Origin of the sequence: Streptomyces sp. NPDC006208 (assembly GCF_040613775.1) — a bacterium.
GTDB lineage: Bacteria > Actinomycetota > Actinomycetes > Streptomycetales > Streptomycetaceae > Streptomyces.
The window spans coordinates 38,191-62,904 of record NZ_JBEXSW010000036.1; the positions used below are offsets into that span (position 1 = coordinate 38,191).

Consider the following 24,714-nt stretch of genomic DNA (forward strand, 5'->3'; position numbering starts at 1 on the left):
AATCGGCGACCGTGCAGGAATCGGCGGCCGCACGGCCGTCCGCCACGCTCACCAAGGGTGCTGACTGAACTGTGGACATGACCCAGAACAAGCCGGCGGCGGGCCAGGAGCTGCCGCCGCCTCCGACCCGGGCGCAGATCCGGAGGAACTCACTGATGTGGGCGCTCATCGTCCCCGGGCTGCTCACCCTCGCAAGCCTCGCCGCCCAGTACCCCTTCGGGACACCGGTCGGTGTGGTCCTCGGGCTCGGCACCCTGGCGGTGACCCCCGTGCTGCTCGGCGGCCGCTGGCACCGGGCGGGTGCCGCGACGCTCGCTTGCGTGTGCGGCTTCGCGCTGATGTTCTTCGCGGGCCCGGGGCTCTACGAGCTGTACATGAAGCGGCTCGGCGAACCCGTCCCCGCGATGGTCTCCGCGATCGAGGAGAAGGAGGAGGTGCTGCACTGCCGGGTCGTCGAGATCGAGAGCCGGACCGTGCACGAGGTGTCGCAGCAACAGAACTGCTTCGGGCACATCCGGATGCTCCAGCGTGTGACGCTGCACGTCGACCCGCTGGGCCTGCTGGAGCCGCGGCTTCCGGACGGTCCGGACCAGGAGGGAACCACGCGGCTGACGCTGCTGATCGGCGCCGGTCTGTTCGGCGCGACGAGCGGTGCGGTCCTCTGCGCCGGACTGCGCAGGCGTGCCTCGGCGCCGGCGAGGTAGGCGCGGGCGGGAGGCGCAGCCGAGTCATCCGGGGCCGTGGCGTAGCCTGGATCGGTCCGTAGATCCACAGCAGAACCGCCGAAGGGTGACGCCCGGTGACCGAGAAGGCCGACCTTACGACCGTTGATGTCGCAGCCGTCCTGGACCGTGCCGCCGCAGGCGGACGGATCACGCCCGAGGAGGCGCTCGAGCTGTACCGGTCCGCGCCCCTGCACGCCCTGGGCGCGGCCGCGGACGCTGTACGGCGCCGGCGGTACGCGGGTACGGAGCACATCGCGACGTACATCATCGAGCGCAACATCAACTACACCAACGTGTGTGTGACGGCGTGCAAGTTCTGCGCCTTCTACGCCCCGCCGAAGGACACCGCCAAGGGCTGGACGCGCGACCTGGACGACATCCTGCGCCGGTGCGCCGAGACCGTCGAGCTCGGCGGGACGCAGATCATGTTCCAGGGCGGCCATCACCCGGACTTCGGTGTCGAGTACTACGAGAAGCACTTCGCCGCCATCAAGAAGGACTTCCCGCAGCTGGTGATCCACTCGCTGGGTGCCTCCGAGGTCGAGCACATGGCCCGGATCTCCAAGGTCTCCGTCGAGGAGGCCATCACCCGGATCCACCGGGCCGGTCTCGACTCCTTCGCGGGTGCCGGCGCCGAGCTGCTGCCCGAGCGGCCGCGGAAGGCGATCGCCCCGCTCAAGGAGTCGGGTGAGCGGTGGCTGGAGATCATGGAGATCGCGCACGGCCTCGGTGTCGAGTCCACCTCCACCATGCTGATGGGCACGGGCGAGACCAACGCCGAGCGCATCGAGCATCTGCGGATGATCCGTGAGGTGCAGGACCGTACGGGCGGCTTCCGCGCGTTCATCCCGTACACGTACCAGCCTGAGAACAACCACCTCAAGGGCCGTACGCAGGCGACGATCTTCGAGTACCTGCGGATGATCGCGATCGCGCGGCTCTTCCTGGACAACGTCGCCCACATCCAGGGCTCGTGGCTGACCACGGGCAAGGAGATCGGTCAGCTGTCGCTGCACTACGGCGCGGACGACCTCGGCTCGATCATGCTGGAGGAGAACGTGGTCTCCTCGGCGGGGGCCAAGCACCGCTCTAACCTCCTCGAGATCATCGACATGATCCGCAAGGCGGACCGGGTCCCGGCGCAGCGCACCACGACGTACGAGCACCTCGTCGTGCACGACGACCCGGCGAACGACCCGGTCGACGAGCGGGTCGCCTCGCACATCTCGTCCACGGCGATCGCGGGCGGCACGGCGCATCCCGAGCTGAAGCTGCTCGCCTCCAACTGAGGCCGTTTTGCTGACGATTCACGTCGCGGACCGGGTCTTCTGCGGACGCGACGAGGCAGCGGCCGTCACCGTGGATGCCGGGCTGATCATCGCGGTGGGCACGCACGAGGCGATGGTCGCGGCGCGCCCGCACGCCCGGGTACGGCGATGGCCCGGGCTGCTGATGCCCGGTCTGCGGCACCCGCAGGCCGTCGCCCTGCTGGAGGCGGCCTACCACCCCGATCCGCGCGAGGCCGACGAGCTCGGCACCGAACCGCTCACGGGCGGCGCTCTGGCGGCCCTTGCGATGGACGAGGCGCGCTGGGGCGCGAGCGCCCGGCGCGGGCTGCAGCGGCTGCTCGGGCACGGAGTGACCGCGGTCGCCGGGCCGTTCGAACGGCCCGCGGTACGTACGGCGGTCGCCAGGTCGGGGCTGCGGGTGCGCGCACCACGGGTCCTTCAGGGGCGCGAGACGCTCTCGCTCGATCCGTTCGCCGGCTTCCCGCTCAGTGCCCTGATCGACGGGGAGATCACGGTCGGCGGGCCTGCGGACTTTGCCGTCTTCGACGTTCCGGTGGATGAACTCCCGTCCCGTGCACTGCGGCTGAGCGGTGCGGGCAGTTGCGTCGCGACGGTGCTCGGCGGCCGGCTGGTCTTCCGGCGGCGGTGAACCGGGCTGCTCCGCCTGCCCGTTGACAGTCCGCCCGCCCGGGGAAGAGCGCCGACGATTGTCGCCGACAGGCCCACCGCTAGGGTGGACGACCACATGACGGGAGGGGCTGATGTGGCGTACGTGATACGAGTGGCGGGTGTTGCGCTCGGTCTGCTGATGGCGGCCGCGGCCGTCGGCCTCACCGGAACGGCCGGTGCCGCGCACGCCGTCGAACGTCCGCCCACACGCGCCGACATCGCCGCCGAGGCGCTGCGCAAGGACTCCGTCCACATCAGCCCGCACATCGACCCGAGCGCGCTGGGTCCGAAGGACATCGAGCGCATCCGGGCGGCGGCCAGAAAGGTGGAGGCCGGCGGTACGCCCGTCTACGTATCCGTCAGCCCGGTGTGGGACGGAGACGGCAGCGGAGAGTTCGGCGTCGCGTATCTCGCGCTGCTGCACGACCGGCTCGGCAAGGACGGCGTCTACCTCCATGTCGCAGAGGACGGCGATGCGCGCCTGCGCGAGTACGGTGCCCTGGCGTCCGGTGGCCGTGATTCGGACATCGAGAGCAAGGTCCAGGACTGGAGTGACGACGAGAGCGCCTCGCTCGCCGACATCGCCGTGGTCGCGCTCGACGGGCTGCGCACCGGCCAAGTGCCGCGCAACAGGAATCAGATCGCGGAGGAGCGGGCCCACCGGGGCCCCGAGTACCGGGCGGAGAAGGCAGCTTTGTGGGTCGGGTCGGCCGGTGCGGCCGCAGTGGCCGCTCTCATGCTGCTGCACCGCTTCACGGATGTGCCGCTGTGGCCGAGGCGCAGGCGCACGCCGCAGCCGCTGCCCGATGTCGACTGGAGTTCCGCCCCGGCTCTTCCGGACCACTCGTACGACACGCTTTACGACCTGGCGAAGCGTCGCACGGACGCCCTGAGGGATGCGGTGGTGACGGCGGAGTCGGCCGGGCTGAAGATGGTGGCCTCGCTCGCCGACAAGGCCTGGGACCTCGCCGACGACCTGGTCATCTCCTCACTGCCGCCGACGCTCGAACCCGACCCGGAGATCGTCGCCGAGAAGGGCCTGGCCTTCTGGGAGGAGCGGCTGGCGCTGGTGCAGGGCATCGATCTGCCCGACCTTCTTGCCGCGATCGAGGTCAGCAGGACCGGCATGCTGGCCCTGGCCGCCCAGCGCGACGGGGTGCCGCTGACCGTCGAACCGCCCTGCTACCACAACCCGTTGCACGAGCGCGGGATCGCCCGCACCCCGTGGACCCGCGACGACGGCGAGGTCACGGAGATCGCCGTCTGCCCCGCGTGCGCCGAGCACGGACCCGATCCGCTGCTGGTGGCGACGGAGGAGGGGATGGTGCCGTACTACGGGGCCGAGCACACGAACGCCATGTGGTCGGTGACCGGGTACGGAGCCACATCGCCCGACTGGCCTCCGGAGGACCTGATCGAGTTCCTGGGGAGGTGGGCCGAGGAGTTCGACGACGACGAGCCGGACGTGGAGCCGGACGACGCCCGGGATCAGGGCACCGCCCCTACCGCCGCACCGGGCACCGACCACCAAGGGGAGGCCCGCTCATGAGAAGGACGGCAGGGCTTGTGCTGGCCGCCGCCGCACTGCTCGGCGTCGGCGCGTCCGCCCCCTACGACCCCGTCGAGCGGGCTGCCGCCGCGCTGCGCGAACGGCCCGTGCATGTCGATCCCGATCTCGGCTACCTCCTCACGCCCGAGGACCGGACGAAGGTCGAGGACGGGCTGAGGAAACTCGAGGCCCCGGTGTTCCTCGCGGTGCTGCCCGGCGTGCCCCAGGGCTACATCAACGCACCCCGCAACCGCCTGCTCGCCGAGCAGACGGGCCGGGACGGCGCGTACATCCTGGTCACCGACCAAGGCTGCTTCGGCGTCAACACCCAGACGCTGCCCAAGAAGGACCCTCCGGAGATCCCGCAGCAGTGCGAGGCCACCAGCGCCGCGATCCGCGATCTCACGCTCGACTACGCGCGGGCCGCCGACCGGCTCGCAGATGCCCCGCCCGGCAAGCTGAGCGGCCCGACCACCTGGAACGAGCCGGCCACCGACGACGACACCGACGAGAGCGCGAGCGAGCACCCCGACGACCGGCTGTCCCTCGGCGACTGGGCCAGGATCTCGGCCGTGCTGATCCCGGGCGCGCTTGTCGGTGCGTATGTGCTGAGGCCGCTGGTGCTGCTGGTGGTCCGGCTCGTACGCCGCCGACCCCAGCCCACCCGTAAGGCCCGGCGGGCCATGGCCGAGCTCGACGCCCGGCTGGAGGGAGTCCGATGACCGCCGTACGCCGTCTCTCTGCGCTGGTGCCGCCGGCGCTGCTCGCCGCCCTGGCGGGCGCGGCACCCGCAGCTGCCGCCGATCAGCCCGATCGGGCCCGGGTGATCGCCGAGCGGCTCGCCGAGGACCCCGTCTACGTCGACGCGGAGAGTGCGGGGCAGCTCGCCGCGTCGGTGCAGCAGCGCATGCGCCGGCAGATCCGTGATTCCAAGGTGCCGGTCTTCGTCGTCGTCGCCCGCAGCAACTACGACTCGCGGGACCCGTACGAAGGCGATCCCGAGATCCTGCTGTCCTTCGTCCACGACCGGCTGCGTCGCGACGGCGTCTATGTCGCGGCGAGCGAGGACGGTGACCAGCCGGTCTCCCAGGAGTACGGCGTCGACCGCGATGCGGCCACCGCCGAACTGCTGGGCGAGTACGACGAGCCGCTCGACGTCTCGCTGCCGCGCTTCGTGGACGCGGTCGTCTCGGGGACGGCCGAGGAGCAGTACGACGAGGAGAACGGCTCGACCGACGACGAGGACGAGGACGACCGCAAGAACACGATGTCCGGCCGGACCGCGCTCGGCATCGTCGTCACGATCGTCGTCGTGTTCGGCGGCCTGGCCCTGTACCGCCTGCGCAAGGGGTCCGGGTTCCGCGCGTAGCGGCGTCCAGGTCCCGCAGCGCCGCCAGCAGGCACAACTGGAGCCGGGACACGTCTCCCAGCTTCCTGCGCATGTTGGCGACATGGAACTTCACGGTGCGCACGGAGATGTGCAGTGATGCCGCGAGTTCCTCGTTCGACGGAGCGGTGTGCAGCCGGGCGAACAGCATGACTTCCTGGCCGGTGAAGTCGGCGATCCGCTCGGCCGCGCTCCGTAAAGCGTGCGCGTCGTCCCGTCCCGCAATGTACGCGGTCCATGTGTGCGTATCCGGCATCCGCCCCCCAGCCCTGGATTGGATCAGTCGCGCCGCGTAATCCTACGATCACCGTGACGTATGGGCTGGACGGTTTTCGGGCAAACAACGGGACGGCGTATTCCGGCTGTTGGGCTGTCCGCCCGTTTTCCCTTCGCCCGTTTTCCCTTTTCGTGTGCGGTCCCTTTGCCTGTGCGGCCTATTCGCCGACGAGCGACGCGGCGAGTCGGAGCCGTTCCTCACCCTGTTTCCTGATGAGTTCGAGTGCCTCCGCGTGCTCGTCGATGAGCTCACGCTGGTACGCCGATTCCACCGCGTATGTCACGCCGACAAGATTCACTCGCTGCTTGCAGGCGACATCGGCCTTTGCCGCGGTGACAGCCCGCGGACTCGACAATTCCGCCTCGTCGAACCCGAGTTGTTCCGGAACGGCGGCCGGATTGCTCACCGAGAATCCGCTCTCCTTCATGCACGCCGCCCATGTGCCGAATGCGGCCCGGACCCGCGAATCCTCACGGGACCGCGTCTCGGCCTCGGCGGTGAGCTCGAAGACGAAGAGCAGATCGACGCTGTCCGGTCTCGGGGCGTACAGCTTGAGATACGACTCGCGCAGACAGCCGCCGATCGGGATCGCCCTGCCGTTGACCTTGACGTCGCCGGGGCGGCGTTCGGCCTCCTGCTGGCTCTTGGGTACGTCCTCGGGCCGCAGGTCCGCCGCCCCGTGCAGGGCCAGCATGCCGCTCTCGCTCAGCTCCGGCTGCGACGGCGGTCGCCTGGCGGCCCCGGGGCGGGGCGGCGGTGCATAGCCGTAGCGTGCGGCGGTCTGTGCGTCCGAGACCCCGTAGCGGCGGGCTCCTGCCTGGCCGTGCGGTGCGCCGCCGAGGCCGGACGGTGCGCGGAAGGTGAAGCCGTAGCGCGCCATGCAGCGGCTGATCAGCATCTGCTGGGCCTGGCCGAGCTGCTCCTGGTCGGCCTCGCTGCGGTCGTAGGCGCTCAGCGGGAAACGGAGGTCCTGAGTGCGCAGCACGGCGGGCGTCGAGGTCACGACCGGCTCGCCGTGCGTGCCGCCGTCCCCGCCCCCGGCGCCGCAGCCGCCGAGCGGTACGGCGAGCAGCATGAGCACGGCGGGGGCGAGACGGCGGAGGGCGGACACGGGCATCGGCGGATCAGCTGCCGCACCGGCCCCAGTGATGGGACGAGATCTTGTTCTTGAACGTGCTGGAGGCATTGCCGATGTGACCTGCGGGGAGCGCGCCGTACGAGCCGCCCCAGTCGGTGTTCGTGTACACGCACCACTGGAGCAGGGAGCGGTTCCAGTACGACTCGGTGTTGTCCTCGACTTCGTCGCCGGTACCGGTGCAGCTTCCCTTGAACTCGTTGTTGTCGAGCGTCCTGTCATCGGTGAACGAGTCATGGACGCAGCCCGCGCGGCCGGCCGAGTAGTACAGGCCGAACTCGTTCGCCTCCAGTCTTCCGTCCTGGTTGGCGGCCAGCGCCGTGCCTCCCGTGGCGAAGGCCAGTCCGCCGGCCGCCGAGAACGCTGCGGCGAGGGTGGTCAGACGGCGTCCGAGCGACGGCTTGCTCATGCTCCACATCCTTGCGTCGGTTTGTTGCTCGACGGTCAACGGCAGAGCAGTGAAACAAGCCGCCGGGCGGTGCGTCTACTGTCCTCCGGGGCAGTAGACGCACCTGTGTTCGAGGTCTTAACTTCGCCTGGAGTTCCCTCAGTTGCTCTCGGGAGTACCTTGATGCCTCTCGCCTCACCGCGGCACTGCGCCGCGGCTGTCCTGCTGCTGACCGCTCTCGCCGGCTGTGGAGGTCCGGGCGAACCCGACGCGGAGAAGTCGCCGCCGCAGAGCAGGGAGGACGTGGCCCGCTACCGGTGCCTGGAAGAGAACGGCATCGCTCTGACGAGGTCCGATGCGGGCCACTTGCGGGTGGACAAGGACAATATGAAGGAGCCAGAGCTGCTGAAGGCTCAGGACGCCTGCAAGCACCTGCTGTCCGGTGAGGACCGGCAGGTCGACGAGGAGACGCTGGCGTCCGCCCGCAAGACCAGCGAGTGCATCCGGAAGAACGGCTTCCCCGGCTACCCGGACCCCGACCCGACCACCGGTGAGCTCGAGATGACCCCCGAGCTCACCAAGGCCATGAAGAGCCACGACCCGAAGCTGATCGCCGCGCACGACACCTGCGTCGGCCCCCGCGACACCGAGGGCGGCCCGGTGGCCGGCGGATGACCACCGCGAGGACTCCCCGGTGCCTCGCCGTGGCCGTGTCCGCGCGCCCCCTGTGCCGTACGGCCGTCAGCCGCCCTTGACCGGTGTGCCGTCCTGTTCCGTCGGCTGCTCGTCGGCGTACCGGACGAGATCGAGGAGTGCGGGGCCGGCGGCGGCGCCCCGGCGCCAGTGCCGGCACAGCCCGGCAAGGGTGGTCCGGGTGAGATCGCGCGCCGTATCGGCGTTGCCGCACAGCAGGTACGCCGTCCGGTACGGCTTGCGCAGGCTCGACCGGGCGAATGCCTCGACGGCGTGCTCGCTGTCGGGTGGCATCGGCCCCCTCTGACCGTGCTGATCGCGGCAGTCATCGGATCGTGGCCGTCATCCCTGTCCTGAGCGCCCGCGCGCGGTGAAGCCTGCATGCGGATCCGGCAGCGGGGCCGTGCTCCGCGCGCCGACCGGCCCTGGTCGGCTGCCGGGACCGGCCGGGCTGCACAATGGGGGGCGTGACCCGAGCAACCCTGGACAAGCAGCCGCACGAAGTCGCCTCGATGTTCGACGACGTGGCGGCGAACTACGACCTCACCAACGACGTGCTCTCGCTCGGCCAGGACCGGCGGTGGCGCAAGGAGGTCGCCAAGGCGGTGGACGCCCGCCCGGCGCAGAAGATCCTCGATCTGGCCGCCGGCACCGGTACCTCGTCACTGCCGTTCACCAGGACCGGTGCATATGTCGTGCCGTGCGACTTTTCGCTCGGCATGCTGCGTGAGGGCAAGAAGCGCAACCCGTGGCTGCCGCTCACCGCGGGCGATGCGACGAGGCTGCCGTTCCGCGACGACGTCTTCGACGCCGTGACCATCTCCTTCGGGCTGCGCAATGTGCAGGACACGGACGCGGCGCTGCGCGAGCTGTTCCGGGTGACCAAGCCGGGCGGGCGCGTCGTCATCTGCGAGTTCTCGCACCCGACGTGGAATCCGTTCCGGGTCGTGTACGAGGAGTACCTGATGCGGGCCCTGCCGCCGGTGGCTCGGGCCGTGTCGTCCAACCCGGACGCGTACGTCTATCTCGCCGAGTCCATCCAGTCGTGGCCCGAGCAGGCGGAACTCGCCGGGCTGCTGCAGAAGGCGGGCTGGGCCCAGGTCGCCTGGCGCAATCTGACCGGCGGCGTGGTCGCGCTGCACCGCGGCACCAAGCCCCTCTAGGCAGACCGCGGTGGAGAGCTCGGCGGCACTCGCCGTGGACTACCAGGCACTCCTGGAGCAGATCGCCGCCGACGTGGCATCGCTGGTCGGCAGCGGGACGCCCGCGGAGTACATCCCCGCGCTCGCCGCCGTCGACCCCCGCCGCTTCGGTATGGCCGTCGCGGATCTGAACGGAACGGTGTACGGGGTCGGTGACTGGCGGCACCCGTTCTCCACCCAGTCGATCACCAAGGTCTTCACCCTCGCCCTGGCTCTCGCCAGCGGCGGCGACAGTCTCTGGGAGCGCGTCGGCCGCGAACCCTCGGGCAACCCGTTCAACTCCCTGGTGCAGCTGGAGTACGAGAACGGCATCCCGCGCAACCCGTTCATCAATGCGGGCGCACTCGTCGTCACGGACGCCCTGCAGAGCCTGACCGGCGACGCGAGCAGCGAGCTCCTCGACTTCCTGCGGCAGGAGAGCGGCAACCCCGACCTGGCGTTCGACCCGAAGGTCGCCGAGTCCGAGTCCGCCTACGGCGACCGCAACGCCGCCCTGGCCCACTTCATGGCCTCGTACAGCAACATCGCCAACCCGGTGCCCACCCTCCTCGACCACTACTTCTGGCAGTGCTCGATCGAGATGAGCTGTGCGGACCTGACGCTCGCGGCCCGGTTCCTGGCCCGGCACGGGCTGCGCGCCGACGGCTCCCGGCTGCTGACCCGCAGTGAGGCCAAGCAGATCAACGCCGTGATGCTCACCTGCGGTACGTACGACGCGGCCGGCGACTTCGCCTACCGGGTCGGGCTGCCGGGCAAGAGCGGCGTGGGCGGCGGCATCGTGGCGGTGGTGCCGGGGCGCTGCACCCTGTGCGTGTGGAGCCCCGGCCTCGATGCACGGGGCAACTCGGTGGCGGGGGTGGCGGCGCTGGACCGCTTCACGACGCTGACCGGTCTGTCGGTGTTCTGACCTGCAGCCCATCTCCCGTGCCGGAAAGGCAAGTTGACGGGAACCGGTGGACGGGGAAGATGAGTCAGTTGTTTACGGCTTCCTTATCTCGCTGTCCCCACCTGCCACTTCGGAGTCCCCTATGGCGTCGTACTGCCCGCACTGCGGCAACCCGTCCCCGGACGAGGCACGCTTCTGCATGAAGTGCGGTCGCGAGCGACTGCCGGAGCCCGCGGCGCCACCGCCGGTTCCCCCGTCCGCGCCTGCCGTCCCGTCCGTGCCGGCCCCGTCGTATGCCGCACCGCCCGCGTATGCGCCGGGGCCGATGCAGCCTTCCCCGGTGGGGGAGTTCATCGGCCGGGTCCTCCGCGGTGACTGGCTGAGCGCGGCCAAGGCGACGATCTGGCCGGCCGGGCTGCTGCTCGTGCTCGCGGCCGTGCTCGCCCTGCCCACGTACGGGCAGGACGACGACATCGTCGTCGGCTGGAGCGACCGGATGAGGATCGCCCTCGCGATGCTGCTGCAGGGCGTCGGCGGAGGCATCGAGCTGGCGGCGGCGGGTTCTTCGCCGTACGGCCCGGGCGGCTACTCGGGCGGCGGCTACTCCGGATCCGACTACTCCCGCTCCGGCACGGAGTCGATCGGCCAGGGCGTGGTGTCGTTCTCCCTGGTGCCTATGACGGTGACCGTGCTGTTCGTGGCGGCACTGCTCGTGGGCGCCAGGATGCTGCGCGGACGCGGCGAGGGCCTGGAGGCTGCCGTACGGATGTCGCTGCTGGTCACCGGCGAGGTACTCGTCCTCGGCCTGTTCGCCCAGCCCGAGGTCCAGGGTGTCGCGATCTCCTCGGCGCCGTTGCTCGCCGCGCTCGGTGCGCTCGGCATCTCCCTTGTGGTGAGTGCGGGTGTGCTGCAGCGCGATCGGCTCGCCGCGTGGACGGCACAGCGGCCGGGAGTCCGGTCGGCGGTGCGCGCACTGGGCACGGCGGTGCGCGCGCTCGGTGTGGTGCTGGCGCTGTGTTCGCTGACCGGGTTCGTCCTGTACGCCAATGCGGATGACGTCGACGGTCAGGCGCTGCTGATCGCCCTGCCGATCCTGCCCAACATCGGCTTCGCGGTGCTCGGCCTGAGCTGGGGCGCGCCCGTCGACTACGCCATCGACGGGCAGCACTTCAGCGTGCTCGGGTCCGGTGCGGGGCACGGCAGCTTCGGACTCGGCGAGATCTCCGACGTGTGGGGCGGCGGCGCGGTGGCCGGGGCGCTGGCCCTCGGCGCGGTGTGTGCACTGGTCATCGGCGTCCTGGCGGCCCGCCGCTCGGCCGACCGGCGGGAGCAGGTGCTGGCCGGGGCGTTCGCTCTGGGGCTGATCCTGCTGGGCGCGGGCCTCGGCGGACTCTCCGTCGAACTCGGGGGCGGTGTCCGGGACTTCGGGTCGCCCGGCAGCTCCGAGCTCGCGCCGAGCGTCCCGGACGTGCTGTTGTTCGGTCTGCTGTGGGTGGGCGGGGCGACGTTGCTGGGCCCGTACGCGCTGCGGCTGACGGGCGGCCACCCGGCTCCGCCGGTACACGGCCCCGGCCAGGTATGGCCGCCGGGAGTGCCGACGCCGCCGTTCACGTCGCCGGCCGGACCGGCTGCACCGGGGACGCTCCCCACGCCTGCGGGCGCGGTCGAAGCGCAGGCCCCGGCGGTGGCTCCCGACTCCGTACCCATGGCGCCTGCGGGGCCCGGGGCGGCCGCGGCTCCCGCCGTGCCCGAGGCACAGGCCGGGTCGCCCGCGGTGCCCGGGGCAGGCGTCCCGGCACCTGCTGGAACGCCGACCGGACCGGCTGCACCTGGGATGCCGCCCGCGCCCGCGGGCCCGGCGGCGGCGTCAGCCGCCGGGTTCGTTCCGGGTGCAGCCGGGCAGGCGGCCGAACCCGGTCCCACGGCGCAGCCGTACGGCTCGCATCCCCAGGTCGCGGCTCAGACCGGTACGCCGTACGCGGCTCCCGACCCGTACGCCGTCGCCGTCGCGCAGACCGCCACCGCGCACGTCGCCCCCGCCCCGGACGCCGAGGCCGGCAGCGGCCGGCGTCGGAAGGTCCTCGTCTGGACGGCAACCCTCGTCGCAGCGTTCGTCGTCGGCGGCGGTGCCACGGCCGGTCTGCTGCTGTTCCAGGACAAGAAGGACGACACCACCGTGTCCCAGCCGTCCCAGGAGGCCGACAGCAAGGCCCGGGCGACCCGGTCCCCCTCGCCTTCCCCCTCCGGATCCGCTTCCGCCTCCGTATCCCCGTCCCCGTCCGCATCTGCGTCCCCTTCCGCGACCCAGGCGGACGACGGCCCGCTGCCCGCCGGAATGGTGCTCAAGCAGGACCCGGCGGGTTTCACGGTTGCGGTGATGGACGGCTGGACGCGCCGGCAGGCCGGCAGCCAGGTCTTCTACGAGGCGCCGACCGGCGGCGACTACCTCCAGATCGGCGTCATCAAGGACACCCCCATGACGTCGTACGAGAACTTCGTGGGCCTGGAGAAGAAGCACCTGGAGACCCCGGAGACCCGGTACGAGCGCAAGCAGCTGACCGAGAACACCTATCAGGACCGGCCGGGGGCGCTCTGGGAGTTCGTCCACGTCCCTGAGCCGGAGGAGGGCGTGCTCCAGCGGCACGTCATCGACCAGGCGTTCGTCGCCCCGGACGGCACGGAGTACGCGATCCTCGCCGCCGGCCGCGCCGACCGCTGGGACGCCGACAAGGACGTGGTGTTCTCCACCGCCCTGAGGACGTTCAGGATCGACTGAGGTCCAGCCGGAAGCAGTACCCCTTCCGCCCGGAATCCGGCGTCGCGAAGGTCTCGACGACCTCCATGCCGAGCCGCCGGGTCACGGCGATGGACCGCTCGTTGCGAGCGTCGATCATCGAGAACACCCGCTCCACACCCGCCGCCCGTACCCGCTCCAGCGTGGTGCGGGCGGCGGCCGTCGCGTACCCCTTGCCCCACGCCGCCCGGGCGAGCCGCCAGCCGATCTCGATCTCGCCGTACGGCCCGAAGCCCTCGTGCGGCCATGGCTGCGCGCCGGTGAAGCCGACGACCTCTCCGTCCTCGTCCAGCAGGGTCCACAGGCAGAAACCGCGCTCCGCGTCGTGCCGCCGCTGGCGCGCCGTCAGCTCCTCGTACACGGACAGTTCCGCCGTGGCGCCGCCATGGAACTCCATGACGTCGGGGTCGTCGAAGACCCGGTGCCACGCCAGGGCGTCCTCATCGGTGGGCACACGCAGCTGTACGACGGGGAGCGGCCTGCTGCTCATAGACGGAGCCCTTCAGTCGGCTGATCAGTACGCCCCCATAGACTGCACACGTCCTGTGCCGTTCGGTACGCAATATCGAATCGAATCCTCGGGAGAACCCGCCGTGACCGAAGCCCTCTCCGAGCACACTGCCGATGTGATCGTCGTCGGGGCAGGCCCGGCCGGCTCCACGACCGCGTACTACCTGGCCAAGGCAGGCCTCGACGTCCTGCTCCTCGAGAAGACCGCGTTCCCGCGCGAGAAGGTCTGCGGCGACGGGCTCACCCCGCGCGCCACCAAGCAGCTCGTCGCCATGGGCATCGACATCTCGGAAGAGGCCGGCTGGCTCCGCAACAAGGGTCTGCGGATCATCGGCGGCGGGGTCCGGCTCCAGCTGGACTGGCCGGATCTCGCCTCGTACCCGGACTACGGACTGGTCCGCAAGCGGGACGACTTCGATGAGCAGCTGGCCCGGCAGGCACAGAAGGCGGGTGCGCGGCTGTACGAGCGCTGCAACGTCGGCGCGCCGGTCATCGACGACCGCACCGGGCACATCACGGGTGTCGAGGCGAAGCTCGGCGAGGACAAGACCCCGGTCACCTTCCACGCCCCACTGGTCGTCGCGGCCGACGGCAACTCCTCGCGCATCTCACTGGCGATGGGCCTGCACCGCCGCGAGGACCGCCCCATGGGCGTCGCCGTCCGCACCTATTTCACCTCTCCCCGCCACGACGACGACTACCTGGAGTCCTGGCTGGAGCTGTGGGACCGCCGCGGTCCGGGCGAGGACCGGCTGCTGCCGGGCTACGGCTGGGTCTTCGGCATGGGCGACGGCACGTCGAACGTCGGCCTCGGCGTGCTGAACACCTCCTCGTCCTTCAAGGAGCTGGACTGGCGCGAGATCCTCAAGGCCTGGTGCGCCTCGATGCCCGAGGACTGGGGGTACACGCCGGAGAACATGACCGGCCCGATCCGCGGCGCCGCCCTTCCGATGGCGTTCAACCGGCAGCCCCACTACACCCGGGGCCTGCTTCTGGTCGGTGACGCGGGCGGCCTGGTCAACCCGTTCAACGGCGAGGGCATCGCGTACGCGATGGAGTCCGGCCAGATCGTCGCGGACGTCATCGTCCAGGCGCACGCCCGCGCGACGGACGCCCAGCGCGAACTGGCCCTGCACCGCTACCCGAAGATCCTCAAGGACACGTACGGCGGCTACTACACGCTCGGCCGTGCCTTCGTGAAGATCATCGGCAGCCCGAAGGTCATGAAGATCGCGACGCAGCGCGGTCTGACGCACCCGACGCTGATGAAGTTCACGCTGAAGATGCTGGCCAATCTGACGGACCCGACGGGCGGCGACGCGATGGACCGCATCATCAACGGCCTGTCGAAGGTGGCTCCGAAGGCGTGATGGCCGGCCCACGTCGCCCGGGGCCTCGAGTCACGAGGATCCGGGCGCGGGGCCGGCCCCGGAGGCGAGGAGTTCACGGGCTCCGGCCCTGATCACGTCCCGGTCCGTGTCGCACTCGCGCGCCCGTGCCTGCCGCAGCCTCCCCGCTCGCTCTCGCTGGTCACGGCGGAGATGCCGCAGGTCCAGGTCGACACCGGGAGGCGGGCCCGCGGCCTCCAGTGCGGTGATGTGTTCGTCCATCGCGGCGAGCAGAGCGCGGTCGCAGCAGCTCGTGACCGCCCGCCGCGATCCAGTACCACCCTCCGTCAGCGCGAACCGGTGCAGGGAAGGGTCATCGCCGCCCCACGCCCGGATGCCGGCGACCGGGTGCAGGTCGAACCGGAAACGGATCACCAGGGCAGTGTGGCAGGCGGATGCGCGAAAGGCCGTCGCTCCCCTCGGGGAGCGACGGCCTTCGGCACAGATGTGCAGGGTGGTGTCAGAGGACCCGGACCGCGCCCGTCGCCGGGTAGCCGGAGAGGTCCTGGATCACGACACCCTTGCCCGGGTTCGCGGCGTCCAGGTACTGGCCGTTACCGATGTAGACACCCGTGTGGTACGCGGAACCCGCGCTGCCCCAGTACAGGATGTCGCCGACCTGAAGGTTGGAGGTGCCCACCTGGGTGCCCGCGACCGACTGGTCCTGCGAGACGCGCGGCAGGTCGACACCGACGGTGCGGAACGCGGCCTGGACCAGGGAGGAGCAGTCCCAGGCGTTCGGGCCGGTGGCGCCCATGATGTACGCGTCGCCGAGCTGCGCCTTGAGGAAGGCCACGACGGTGGCTGCCGAGCCGCTCGCGGGCGCGGAGGCGGAACTGCCGGAGCTCGGCGCGGAGAGCGTCGTGCGCTCCGCGGTGCGGGAGGCACGCTCCTTCGCCGCTGCTGCCGCGCGCGCCTTGGCCTCTGCCTTCTCCTTGGCCTCCGCCTTGCGGTCCGCCTCGGCCTTGGCCTTCTTGGCGGCCTTCGCGGCCTTGGCCGCGGCGGCGTCCTCGTGGGCCTGCAGCTGGAGGTCGAGCGCGACCTGCTGCGTGGCCTCCGCGGACTTCTCCACCGCGGCGGAGATCTCGGAGGTGAGAACGGGGATCTCGATGGTCTCGGTCACCGGGTCGGCGTTCGCCGGCCCGGCAGCACCGGCCACCGCGATGGTGCCGAGGAAGCCACCGGCAACTCCGGCGCGGATCGCCATCGTCGAGGCGCTCCGGCGGGGTTTCCGGTGGCTGGGTATGTGAGCGGTACGGGACATGAGGACAACCGCTATCAGGGGTTGGCGGTTCCCTTCAAGAAACGTGTGTTGCGCCACAGTTACGGCCGGAACCTCTGAATCCGCCCTCCAGCGGCCCTTATTGACGCCGTAACGGACAAAACCGGCACGCGCGATCAGGGCCGTGATCATGTGCTTTAAATAAAAGGTCCGGATTGCCCCGCACCTACCACCGCTTCGCACCGTTGGCCAAGCCCGCTTTTATCGCGATCCGGTAACGGGTGACGCAGGTCACAGAATGGTCAACGTGCGGGGGGTGCGAGGACTTCGTGAACGTGTGCACGCGCCATCCCTCTGTCCACCCCCGTCCACGGCGTCCCACTGTCGAGTGAACAGGCGTCCACTATCACCCGATGCGGTCCATCGCCAATTTGCCTGAGCGTGCCGCTCCTTGATAGTGAACAACCCCTCCGACCAGCGGTAACACCTCCAGATGTCACATCTGGTGACCGCCCGGGCGCTTCGCGTATGTAGATCACCGCTCATCCGACTTCATGATCGTTCGTGTGGTGGTGGAGATCACAAACGAGATGCCTGACCCCGTGTCGCAGATCACAGACCGGCAGGCATAGGATGCGGAGCAGTCGGGCTTGTGAACTGCCTCACATAGGAGCGATCTTCGCGGGGCGGCGAGGCGAATGCCCGGTGCGGTCCAACGGTCAAGGACGACTGGAAGGAGCGGGGAGGGTGAATGCTTACGCGCCCATCCTTGTGCTCGGCGCCCTCGGGGCAGGGTTTGCGATCTTCTCCGTGGTCATGGCCACGCTTATCGGCCCAAAGCGGTACAACAGGGCGAAACTTGAAGCGTACGAGTGCGGCATCGAGCCCACCCCTACGCCGGCCGGAGGTGGCCGCTTCCCCATCAAGTACTACCTGACGGCGATGCTCTTCATCGTCTTCGACATCGAGATCGTCTTCCTCTATCCCTGGGCCGTCACCTTCGACGCCCTGGGGATCTTCGGGCTCGTGGAGATGCTGCTCTTCGTGCTCACCGTCTTCGTCGCCTACGCGTATGTATGGCGGCGCGGCGGCCTGGAATGGGACTGAGGGGCTGAGGGGCACCAATGGGAATCGAAGAGAAGCTGCCGAGCGGCTTCCTGCTGACCACCGTCGAACAGGCCTCGGGCTGGGTGCGCAAGTCATCCGTCTTCCCGGCCACCTTCGGCCTCGCCTGCTGCGCCATCGAGATGATGACGACCGGCGCCGGACGGTACGACCTGGCCCGCTTCGGTATGGAGGTCTTCCGCGGCTCGCCGCGCCAGGCCGACCTGATGATCGTGGCCGGCCGGGTGAGCCAGAAGATGGCGCCCGTCCTGCGCCAGGTCTACGACCAGATGCCCAATCCCAAGTGGGTGATCTCCATGGGCGTTTGCGCATCTTCGGGTGGAATGTTCAACAATTACGCGATTGTGCAGGGTGTTGATCACATTGTGCCCGTCGACATCTATTTGCCCGGCTGCCCGCCGCGCCCGGAGATGCTGATGGACGCGATTCTCAAGCTCCACCAGAAGATCCAGAACTCCAAGCTCGGTGTGAACGCGGAGGAAGCGGCCCGCGAGGCGGAGGAAGCGGCTCTCAAGGCGCTCCCGACGATCGAGATGAAGGGGCTGCTTCGGTGAGCGACGCACGGGTGGCCGCCGGGCCGCAGACGATGACGAAAGCCGCACCTCTGAGCCGCGCGGACGGAGATGGGGGCGCCTCCCAGGCGCCAGCCCTGGGGGAGAACAGGGGGATTCAGCGATGACGGACCAGCCGAATCCGGAGAAGGAGCTCTCCGAGCAGAACCTCCCGGGGCAGCGTGGCGAGCACGGTGAGGAGATCCGCGTCCAGCGCGGCATGTTCGGTGCCGGCAACGGAGGGGATACGTCCGGCTACGGCGGGCTCGTGCGCTCCGTACGCCTGCCGGGCCCCGCGAGCCGCCCCTACGGCGGTTGGTTCGACGAGGTCGCCGACGAACTCGAGGGTGCCCTGGAAGAGCAGGGCCTCGTTCCCGAGAACGCGATCGAGAAGACCGTCGTCGACCGCGGCGAGCTCACCTTCCACATCGAGCGCGAGCACCTGCTGCAGGTCGCGCGGACCCTGCGCGACGATCCGGCGCTCCGCTTCGAGCTCTGCACCGGCGTCAGCGGTGTCCACTACCTGCAGGACAAGGGCCGCGAGCTGCACGCCGTCTACCATCTGCGCTCGCTCACGCACGGCCGGCTGATCCGGCTCGAGGTCTCGGCCCCGGACCGCGACCCGCACGTCCCGTCCCTGGTGTCGGTCTATCCGACCAACGACTGGCACGAGCGCGAGACGTACGACTTCTTCGGCCTTGTCTTCGACGGCCACCCCGCCCTCACCCGGATCATGATGCCGGACGACTGGCAGGGCTTCCCGCAGCGCAAGGACTACCCCCTCGGCGGCATCGCCGTCGAGTACAAGGGCGCCCAGATCCCGGCTCCGGACCAGCGGAGGTCGTACTCGTGAGCACATCACCGGCATCGCCCCGCGAGACCACCGAGGGGACCGTATATACGGTCACCGGTGGCGACTGGGACGAGATCGTCCAGTCCGCGGCCAAGGCCGACGACGAGCGGATCGTCGTCAACATGGGTCCGCAGCACCCCTCCACCCACGGAGTGCTCCGCCTGATCCTGGAGATCGACGGTGAGACGGTCACCGAGGCCCGCTGCGGCATCGGCTATCTGCACACCGGCATCGAGAAGAACCTCGAGTACCGGACCTGGACCCAGGGCACCACGTTCGTCACGCGCATGGACTACCTGACGCCGTTCTTCAACGAGGCGGCGTACTGCCTGGGCGTGGAGAAGCTGCTCGGCATCGAGGACCAGATCCCGGACCGGGCGACGATCATCCGGGTCCTGCTGATGGAGCTCAACCGGCTCTCCTCGCACCTGGTGTGCATCGCCACCGGCGGTATGGAGCTGGGCGCCACCACGATCATGATCTACGGATTCCGGGACCGCGAGATGATCCTGGACATCTACGAGCTGATCACCGGTCTGCGGATGAACCACGCGTTCATCAGGCCGGGCGGACTCGCCCAGGACCTGCCGCCGGGCGCTGTCGACCAGCTCCGCGAGTTCGTGAAGACGATGAAGAAGAACATGCCGGAGTACGACAAGCTCGCCACCGGCAACCCGATCTTCAAGGCCCGCATGCAGGACATCGGGTACCTCGACCTCACCGGCTGCATGGCGCTCGGCGCGACCGGACCGATCCTGCGCTCCGCGGGCCTCGCCCACGATCTGCGCAAGACCGACCCGTACTGCGGCTACGAGACGTACGACTTCGACGTCCCGACCGCCGACACCTGCGACGCGTACGGCCGCTTCCTGGTCCGCCTGGAGGAGATGCGGCAGTCGCTGCGGATCGTCGAGCAGTGCCTGGACCGGCTCGCGCCGGGCCCGGTGATGGTCGCCGACAAGAAGATCGCCTGGCCTGCCCAGCTCGCGCTGGGCCCCGACGGCCTCGGTAACTCCCTCGACCACATCAAGAAGATCATGGGCACCTCCATGGAGGCCCTGATCCACCACTTCAAGCTGGTGACCGAGGGCTTCCGGGTCCCGGCCGGGCAGGTGTACACCGCGGTCGAGTCGCCCAAGGGCGAGCTGGGCGTCCATGTCGTCTCCGACGGCGGCACCCGCCCCTACCGGGTCCACTTCCGGGACCCGTCGTTCACCAATCTGCAGGCCATGGCGGCCATGTGCGAAGGCGGCCAGGTCGCCGACGTGATCGTCGCGGTCGCGTCCATCGACCCCGTGATGGGAGGCGTCGACCGATGACGGACGTATCGCTGGGCATGCCGCAGCTTCCTGCCCCCGACTTCCCGGCAGAGGTGCGCGCCAGGCTCGAGGCGGACGCGAAGGAAGTGATCGGCCGCTACCCCGACAGCCGGTCCGCGCTGCTGCCGCTGCTGCATCTCGTGCAGTCCGAGGAGGGCTATGTCTCGCGCACGGGCATCCGCTTCTGCGCCGAGATGCTGGACCTGACCACCGCCGAGGTCACCGCGGTCGTCACCTTCTACACGATGTACCGGCGCAAGCCGTCGGGCGAGTACCAGGTGGGGGTCTGCACCAACACGCTGTGCGCGGTGATGGGCGGCGACGCCATCTTCGACGAGCTCAAGGAGCACCTCGGCGTCGGCAACAACGGGACGACCGAGGACGGCAAGATCACCCTCGAGCACATCGAGTGCAACGCGGCCTGCGACTTCGCGCCGGTGGTGATGGTCAACTGGGAGTTCTTCGACAACCAGACGCCCGATTCCGCCAAGCGGCTCGTGGACGACCTGCGGGCCGGTGAGCAGGTCACCCCCACCCGCGGCGCGCCCCTGTGCACGTACAAGGAGACCGCCCGCATCCTGGCCGGCTTCCCCGACGAGCGCCCCGGCGCCGTCGAGTCGACCGGCGGAGCGGGACCCGCGTCGCTGATCGGACTGCGCCTGGCCAAGGGCGAGCTGTCGGCCGCCCGGGTCGTCGCCCAGCGCAGCGAGGTCCGGCACGAGACGCCGCCGCACGATCCGTCGCCGGCCGAGCACCTCAGCTCCCACGACGCGCCGCAGCAGACATCCGCGTCCGACCCGGAGCACCCGGCCGGACCCGCAGCAGAGGAGGGGGAGTGATGACCTTGTCGACCGAGTACGGTGGCACCTCCCAGCCCGAGGCCGGGGGAGAGAGCAGCCCGGAGAAGCTCCTCGCGCCGGTCCTCTCCGCCTTCTGGGACGCCCCGGAGAGCTGGACCCTTCAGACGTACGAGCGGCACGAAGGCTACAAGGGCCTGCGCAAGGCGCTCGGCATGACGCCCGACGACCTGATCGCCTACGTCAAGGACTCGGGCCTCCGCGGCCGCGGCGGCGCCGGCTTCCCCACCGGAATGAAGTGGCAGTTCATTCCGCAGGGCGACGGCAAACCGCACTACCTCGTCGTCAACGCCGACGAGTCGGAGCCGGGGACCTGCAAGGACATCCCCCTCCTGTTCGCCAATCCGCACTCCCTCATCGAGGGAATCGTGATCGCCTGCTACGCGATCCGCTCCAGCCACGCCTTCATCTATCTGCGCGGTGAGGTCGTCCCCGTACTGCGGCGGCTGCACGAGGCCGTGCGCGAGGCATACGAGGCGGGCTACCTCGGGAAGAACATCCTGGGCAGCGGACTCGACCTCGAGCTCACCGTGCACGCGGGCGCGGGCGCGTACATCTGCGGTGAGGAGACCGCGCTGCTGGACTCCCTGGAAGGCCGCCGCGGCCAGCCCCGGCTGCGACCCCCCTTCCCCGCGGTCGCCGGTCTGTACGCGTGCCCCACTGTGGTGAACAACGTCGAGTCCATCGCGTCCGTTCCCGCGATCCTCAACAAGGGCAAGGACTGGTTCAAGTCGATGGGCAGCGAGAAGTCCCCGGGCTTCACGCTCTACTCGCTCAGCGGTCATGTCGCGGGCCCCGGCCAGTACGAGGCCCCGCTCGGCATCACCCTGCGCCAGCTGCTCGACATGAGCGGCGGGATGCGCCCCGGCCACCGGCTGAAGTTCTGGACACCGGGCGGCTCGTCGACCCCGATGTTCACCGACGAGCACCTCGATGTCCCGCTGGACTACGAGGGCGTGGGCGCGGCCGGTTCGATGCTCGGCACCAAGGCGCTGCAGTGCTTCGACGAGACGACCTGCGTGGTGCGGGCCGTCACCCGGTGGACCGAGTTCTACGCCCACGAGTCCTGCGGCAAGTGCACCCCCTGCCGCGAAGGCACGTACTGGCTCGTGCAGTTGCTGCGCGACATCGAGGCGGGCAAGGGCGTCATGTCCGACCTCGACAAGCTGAACGACATCGCCGACAACATCAACGGCAAGTCCTTCTGCGCACTCGGCGACGGCGCGGCCTCGCCGATCTTCTCCTCGCTCAAGTACTTCCGTGAGGAGTACGAGCGGCACATCACGGGGCGGGGATGCCCCTTCGACCCCGCGAAGTCCACGGTGTGGGCCGACCGGCCCGCCACCACCACGGAGGTGAACGCATGACAGTCACCACGAGCGCTCCCTCCGGGGGCGGCGAGGCCGCGGTTCCGCCCGAGGACCTGGTCTCCCTCACGATCGACGGCATCGAGATCTCCGTCCCCAAGGGGACGCTGGTCATCCGGGCCGCCGAGCAGCTCGGCATCGAGATCCCGCGGTTCTGCGACCACCCCCTCCTCGACCCGGCCGGCGCCTGCCGCCAGTGCATCGTCGAGGTGGAGGGCCAGCGCAAGCCGATGGCGTCCTGCACCATCACCTGCACCGACGGCATGGTCGTCAGGTCGCAGCTCACCTCGCCCGCCGCCGAGAAGGCGCAGAAGGGCGTGATGGAGCTGCTGCTGATCAACCATCCGCTGGACTGCCCGGTGTGCGACAAGGGCGGTGAGTGCCCGCTGCAGAACCAGGCCGTCTCACACGGCCAGGCCGAGTCCCGCTTCGAGGGAAAGAAGCGGACGTACGAGAAGCCGGTCAACATCTCCACCCAGGTGCTGCTGGACCGGGAGCGGTGTGTGCTGTGCGCGCGCTGCACCCGGTTCTCCAACCAGGTGGCGGGCGACCCGATGATCGAACTGATCGAGCGGGGCGCGCTGCAGCAGGTCGGCACCGGCGAGGGCGACCCGTTCGAGTCGTACTTCTCCGGGAACACCATCCAGATCTGCCCGGTCGGCGCGCTGACTTCGGCCGCGTACCGGTTCCGCTCCCGCCCCTTCGACCTGGTCTCCTCGCCGAGCGTGTGCGAGCACTGCGCCGGCGGCTGCGCGACCCGTACCGACCACCGGCGCGGAAAGGTCATGCGGCGCCTCGCGGCCGAGGACCCGGAGGTCAACGAGGAGTGGCTGTGCGACAAGGGCCGTTTCGGCTTCCGCTACGCGCAGAAGCCGGACCGGCTGACCACTCCGCTCGTGCGCAACGCCGGGACCGGTGAGCTGGAGCCGGCGAGCTGGCCCGAGGCGCTCGAGGCGGCGGCCCGCGGGCTCGGTGCCGCCCGCGGCCGGGCCGGAGTGCTCACCGGCGGCCGGCTGACCGTCGAGGACTCCTACGCCTACGCCAAGTTCGCGCGGGTCGCCCTCGACACCAACGACATCGACTTCCGCGCGCGCGTGCACAGCAGCGAGGAGGCCGACTTCCTGGCCGCCAGGGTCGCCGGCCACGGCCGCGACCTGGACCGCGGCGGGGTCACGTACAGCGTCCTGGAGAAGGCCCCGGCGGTGCTGCTCGCCGGGTTCGAGTCCGAGGAGGAGGCTCCAGGCGTCTTCCTGCGGCTGCGCAAGGCGCACCGCAAGCACGGCCAGCGCACCTTCTCGCTCGCCACGCACGCAACGCGCGGTCTGCTCAAGGCCGGTGGCACGCTGCTGCCCGCGGCCCCCGGCACCGAGACCGAGTGGCTGGACGCGCTCGCCTCCGGTGTCGGACTCGACGAGGACGGCGCCAGGGCGGCCGAGGCGCTGCGCGGCGACGGCGCGGTGATCGTGGTCGGCGAGCGGCTCGCGGCCGTTCCCGGCGGACTCACCGCCGCCGTACGTATCGCGAGCGCCACCGGCGCCCAACTGGTGTGGATCCCGCGGCGGGCCGGTGAGCGCGGGGCCGTCGAGGCAGGCGCGCTGCCGTCGCTGCTGCCCGGTGGCCGCCCGGCCACCGACCCGCGGGCCCGCGAGGAGACCGCAGAGGCCTGGCGCGTACGCGAACTCCCGCACCGCTACGGCCGCGACACCGGCCAGATCGTCGAGGCCGCGGCCACCGGCGAGCTGGCGGCGCTGCTGGTCGCCGGCGTCGAGATCGCCGATCTGCCCGACCCGGCGCGCGCCCGTGAGGCGCTCGACGCGGTGGGCTTCCTGGTCTCGCTGGAGCTGCGGCCGAGCGAGGTCACCGAGCGGGCGGACGTCGTCTTCCCGGTGGCGGCCGTCGCCGAGAAGCCGGGCACCTTCCTCAACTGGGAAGGCAGGGCACGACTGTTCGAGGCGGCGCTCAAGCCCGAGCAGATGACACGGCGCCTCGCGCCGGCGGACGCGCGGGTGCTGCACATGCTCGCCGACGCGCTCGATGTCGCCTTCGGGCTGCCGGACCTCAAGGCCGTGCGAGCGGAGATGGACCGGCTCGGCCAGTGGGACGGCCCGCGGGCCACCGATCCGATGGAGTCCGCCCGACCTCTGCCCCGCCCGGGCGAGGGGGAGGCGGTGCTCGCCGGTCACCGGATGCTGCTCGACCTGGGTCTGCTGCAGCAGGGCGACGAGGCGCTGGCCGGCACCCGGCACGCCGCCGTGGCCCGGCTGTCCGCGAGCACCGCGGCCGCCACGGGCGTCAAGGACGGCGACGTGTTGGAGGTTTCGGGTCCGGCCGGCGTGGTCCGGCTGCCGCTCCAGGTGAGCGAGATGCCCGATCAGGTGGTGTGGCTGCCGCTGAACTCCACCGGTGGCGGCGTGGCCGCCGACACCGGGGCGACGCCGGGCCGGCTGGTCCGTATCGGTCCGGCCGCGGAGTTGGAGGCCGTCGAGGCGGAACCGGAGGTGGCGTCGTGACCGTCCGAGTCTCCCGTC

The 24,714-nt window shown here is 70.3% G+C and carries 25 protein-coding genes and 1 pseudogene; 19 read left to right on the forward strand and 7 right to left on the reverse strand.

Annotated elements, in window-relative coordinates:
• The first annotated feature begins 77 nt into the window (after nt 1–77).
• The 6 genes from ABZ208_RS26755 to ABZ208_RS26780 all read left to right on the forward strand — a co-directional run bounded on the left by ABZ208_RS26755 (nt 78) and on the right by ABZ208_RS26780 (nt 5,601).
• A complete protein-coding gene (locus tag ABZ208_RS26755) occupies nt 78–704 on the forward strand; it encodes a hypothetical protein (RefSeq protein ID WP_356912010.1) in 627 nt (208 codons plus the stop codon).
• A gap of 95 nt (nt 705–799) precedes the next feature.
• Nucleotides 800–2,014, forward strand: a complete 1,215-nt coding sequence (gene mqnC / locus ABZ208_RS26760) for a cyclic dehypoxanthinyl futalosine synthase (protein ID WP_356912011.1) — start codon at nt 800–802, stop codon at nt 2,012–2,014.
• A gap of 7 nt (nt 2,015–2,021) precedes the next feature.
• Complete coding sequence (locus ABZ208_RS26765; protein WP_356912012.1) at nt 2,022–2,663, forward strand: hypothetical protein; 642 nt, start codon at nt 2,022–2,024, stop codon at nt 2,661–2,663.
• Between the two features lie 96 nt (nt 2,664–2,759).
• Nucleotides 2,760–4,232: a hypothetical protein gene (locus ABZ208_RS26770; RefSeq protein ID WP_356912013.1), complete on the forward strand. Its 1,473-nt coding sequence runs from the start codon at nt 2,760–2,762 to the stop codon at nt 4,230–4,232.
• The gene (locus ABZ208_RS26775) at nt 4,229–4,954 is read left to right on the forward strand and encodes a hypothetical protein (protein ID WP_356912014.1); all 726 of its coding nucleotides are present in this window, start codon (nt 4,229–4,231) and stop codon (nt 4,952–4,954) included. The genes ABZ208_RS26770 and ABZ208_RS26775 overlap by 4 nt, the downstream gene beginning before the upstream one ends.
• Entirely contained in the window at nt 4,951–5,601 is a 651-nt protein-coding gene (locus ABZ208_RS26780) for a hypothetical protein (protein WP_356912015.1), read from the forward strand. The genes ABZ208_RS26775 and ABZ208_RS26780 overlap by 4 nt, the downstream gene beginning before the upstream one ends.
• Here ABZ208_RS26780 and ABZ208_RS26785 read toward each other — a convergent pair.
• From ABZ208_RS26785 to ABZ208_RS26795, 3 genes are all read right to left on the reverse strand, one after another.
• Nucleotides 5,531–5,875 carry a LuxR C-terminal-related transcriptional regulator gene (locus tag ABZ208_RS26785; protein ID WP_356912016.1) on the reverse strand — a complete coding sequence of 115 codons (345 nt, stop codon included), beginning with the start codon at nt 5,873–5,875 and terminating at the stop codon, nt 5,531–5,533. The two genes, ABZ208_RS26780 and ABZ208_RS26785, sit on opposite strands and share 71 nt — an antisense overlap.
• A gap of 178 nt (nt 5,876–6,053) precedes the next feature.
• Entirely contained in the window at nt 6,054–7,013 is a 960-nt protein-coding gene (locus tag ABZ208_RS26790) for a hypothetical protein (RefSeq protein WP_356912017.1), read from the reverse strand.
• Nucleotides 7,014–7,020: 7 nt separating this feature from the next.
• Nucleotides 7,021–7,440, reverse strand: a complete 420-nt coding sequence (locus tag ABZ208_RS26795; RefSeq protein WP_356912018.1) for a peptidase inhibitor family I36 protein — start codon at nt 7,438–7,440, stop codon at nt 7,021–7,023.
• Between the two features lie 162 nt (nt 7,441–7,602).
• Between ABZ208_RS26795 and ABZ208_RS26800 the strand changes: the two genes are divergently transcribed.
• Nucleotides 7,603–8,094 carry a hypothetical protein gene (locus ABZ208_RS26800; protein WP_356912019.1) on the forward strand — a complete coding sequence of 164 codons (492 nt, stop codon included), beginning with the start codon at nt 7,603–7,605 and terminating at the stop codon, nt 8,092–8,094.
• 66 nt (nt 8,095–8,160) lie between these two features.
• Here ABZ208_RS26800 and ABZ208_RS26805 read toward each other — a convergent pair whose 3' ends face one another.
• The gene (locus ABZ208_RS26805; RefSeq protein ID WP_356912020.1) at nt 8,161–8,406 is read right to left on the reverse strand and encodes a hypothetical protein; all 246 of its coding nucleotides are present in this window, start codon (nt 8,404–8,406) and stop codon (nt 8,161–8,163) included.
• A gap of 173 nt (nt 8,407–8,579) precedes the next feature.
• Here ABZ208_RS26805 and ABZ208_RS26810 point away from each other — a divergent pair, with 173 nt between their 5' ends.
• From ABZ208_RS26810 to ABZ208_RS26825, 4 genes and pseudogenes are all read left to right on the forward strand, one after another.
• Nucleotides 8,580–9,275, forward strand: coding sequence for a demethylmenaquinone methyltransferase (locus ABZ208_RS26810; protein ID WP_356912021.1), 696 nt, complete (start codon nt 8,580–8,582; stop codon nt 9,273–9,275).
• A 34-nt stretch (nt 9,276–9,309) separates the two neighbouring features.
• Entirely contained in the window at nt 9,310–10,221 is a 912-nt protein-coding gene (locus ABZ208_RS26815; protein WP_356912059.1) for a glutaminase, read from the forward strand.
• A gap of 121 nt (nt 10,222–10,342) precedes the next feature.
• Nucleotides 10,343–10,387 (forward strand): annotated as a pseudogene (locus ABZ208_RS26820) (hypothetical protein); the annotation flags it as partial.
• Between the two features lie 153 nt (nt 10,388–10,540).
• Entirely contained in the window at nt 10,541–12,976 is a 2,436-nt protein-coding gene (locus ABZ208_RS26825) for a hypothetical protein (protein ID WP_356912064.1), read from the forward strand.
• On the opposite strand, the gene ABZ208_RS26830 is transcribed toward ABZ208_RS26825, so the two are convergent.
• Complete coding sequence (locus ABZ208_RS26830; RefSeq protein WP_356912022.1) at nt 12,963–13,484, reverse strand: GNAT family N-acetyltransferase; 522 nt, start codon at nt 13,482–13,484, stop codon at nt 12,963–12,965. The two genes, ABZ208_RS26825 and ABZ208_RS26830, sit on opposite strands and share 14 nt — an antisense overlap.
• A 103-nt stretch (nt 13,485–13,587) precedes the next feature.
• Between ABZ208_RS26830 and ABZ208_RS26835 the strand changes: the two genes are divergently transcribed.
• Complete coding sequence (locus tag ABZ208_RS26835; protein ID WP_356912023.1) at nt 13,588–14,874, forward strand: geranylgeranyl reductase family protein; 1,287 nt, start codon at nt 13,588–13,590, stop codon at nt 14,872–14,874.
• A 30-nt stretch (nt 14,875–14,904) separates the two neighbouring features.
• On the opposite strand, the gene ABZ208_RS26840 is transcribed toward ABZ208_RS26835, so the two are convergent.
• Both ABZ208_RS26840 and ABZ208_RS26845 read right to left on the reverse strand, forming a co-directional pair.
• On the reverse strand, nt 14,905–15,267 hold the full coding sequence (locus tag ABZ208_RS26840) for a DUF5984 family protein (protein WP_356912024.1): 363 nt from the start codon (nt 15,265–15,267) through the stop codon (nt 14,905–14,907).
• Between the two features lie 85 nt (nt 15,268–15,352).
• Nucleotides 15,353–16,156, reverse strand: coding sequence for a C40 family peptidase (locus ABZ208_RS26845; RefSeq protein ID WP_356912025.1), 804 nt, complete (start codon nt 16,154–16,156; stop codon nt 15,353–15,355).
• 705 nt (nt 16,157–16,861) lie between these two features.
• On the opposite strand from ABZ208_RS26845, the gene ABZ208_RS26850 reads away from it, so the two are divergent.
• From ABZ208_RS26850 to ABZ208_RS26880, 7 genes are all read left to right on the forward strand, one after another.
• Nucleotides 16,862–17,221, forward strand: a complete 360-nt coding sequence (locus tag ABZ208_RS26850; RefSeq protein WP_003992243.1) for an NADH-quinone oxidoreductase subunit A — start codon at nt 16,862–16,864, stop codon at nt 17,219–17,221.
• Nucleotides 17,222–17,238: 17 nt separating this feature from the next.
• Complete coding sequence (locus ABZ208_RS26855; protein WP_328397787.1) at nt 17,239–17,793, forward strand: NADH-quinone oxidoreductase subunit B family protein; 555 nt, start codon at nt 17,239–17,241, stop codon at nt 17,791–17,793.
• A 121-nt stretch (nt 17,794–17,914) separates the two neighbouring features.
• Nucleotides 17,915–18,643, forward strand: coding sequence for an NADH-quinone oxidoreductase subunit C (locus ABZ208_RS26860; protein ID WP_356912026.1), 729 nt, complete (start codon nt 17,915–17,917; stop codon nt 18,641–18,643).
• On the forward strand, nt 18,640–19,962 hold the full coding sequence (locus ABZ208_RS26865; protein WP_356912027.1) for an NADH-quinone oxidoreductase subunit D: 1,323 nt from the start codon (nt 18,640–18,642) through the stop codon (nt 19,960–19,962). The genes ABZ208_RS26860 and ABZ208_RS26865 overlap by 4 nt, the downstream gene beginning before the upstream one ends.
• On the forward strand, nt 19,959–20,801 hold the full coding sequence (gene nuoE, locus ABZ208_RS26870; protein WP_356912028.1) for an NADH-quinone oxidoreductase subunit NuoE: 843 nt from the start codon (nt 19,959–19,961) through the stop codon (nt 20,799–20,801). The genes ABZ208_RS26865 and nuoE overlap by 4 nt, the downstream gene beginning before the upstream one ends.
• The gene (nuoF, locus tag ABZ208_RS26875) at nt 20,801–22,186 is read left to right on the forward strand and encodes an NADH-quinone oxidoreductase subunit NuoF (RefSeq protein WP_328397779.1); all 1,386 of its coding nucleotides are present in this window, start codon (nt 20,801–20,803) and stop codon (nt 22,184–22,186) included. The genes nuoE and nuoF overlap by 1 nt, the downstream gene beginning before the upstream one ends.
• Nucleotides 22,183–24,696 (forward strand): NADH-quinone oxidoreductase subunit G, encoded by a 2,514-nt coding sequence (locus ABZ208_RS26880; protein WP_356912029.1) that lies wholly within the window; start codon nt 22,183–22,185, stop codon nt 24,694–24,696. The genes nuoF and ABZ208_RS26880 overlap by 4 nt, the downstream gene beginning before the upstream one ends.
• The last annotated feature ends 18 nt before the right edge of the window (nt 24,697–24,714 follow it).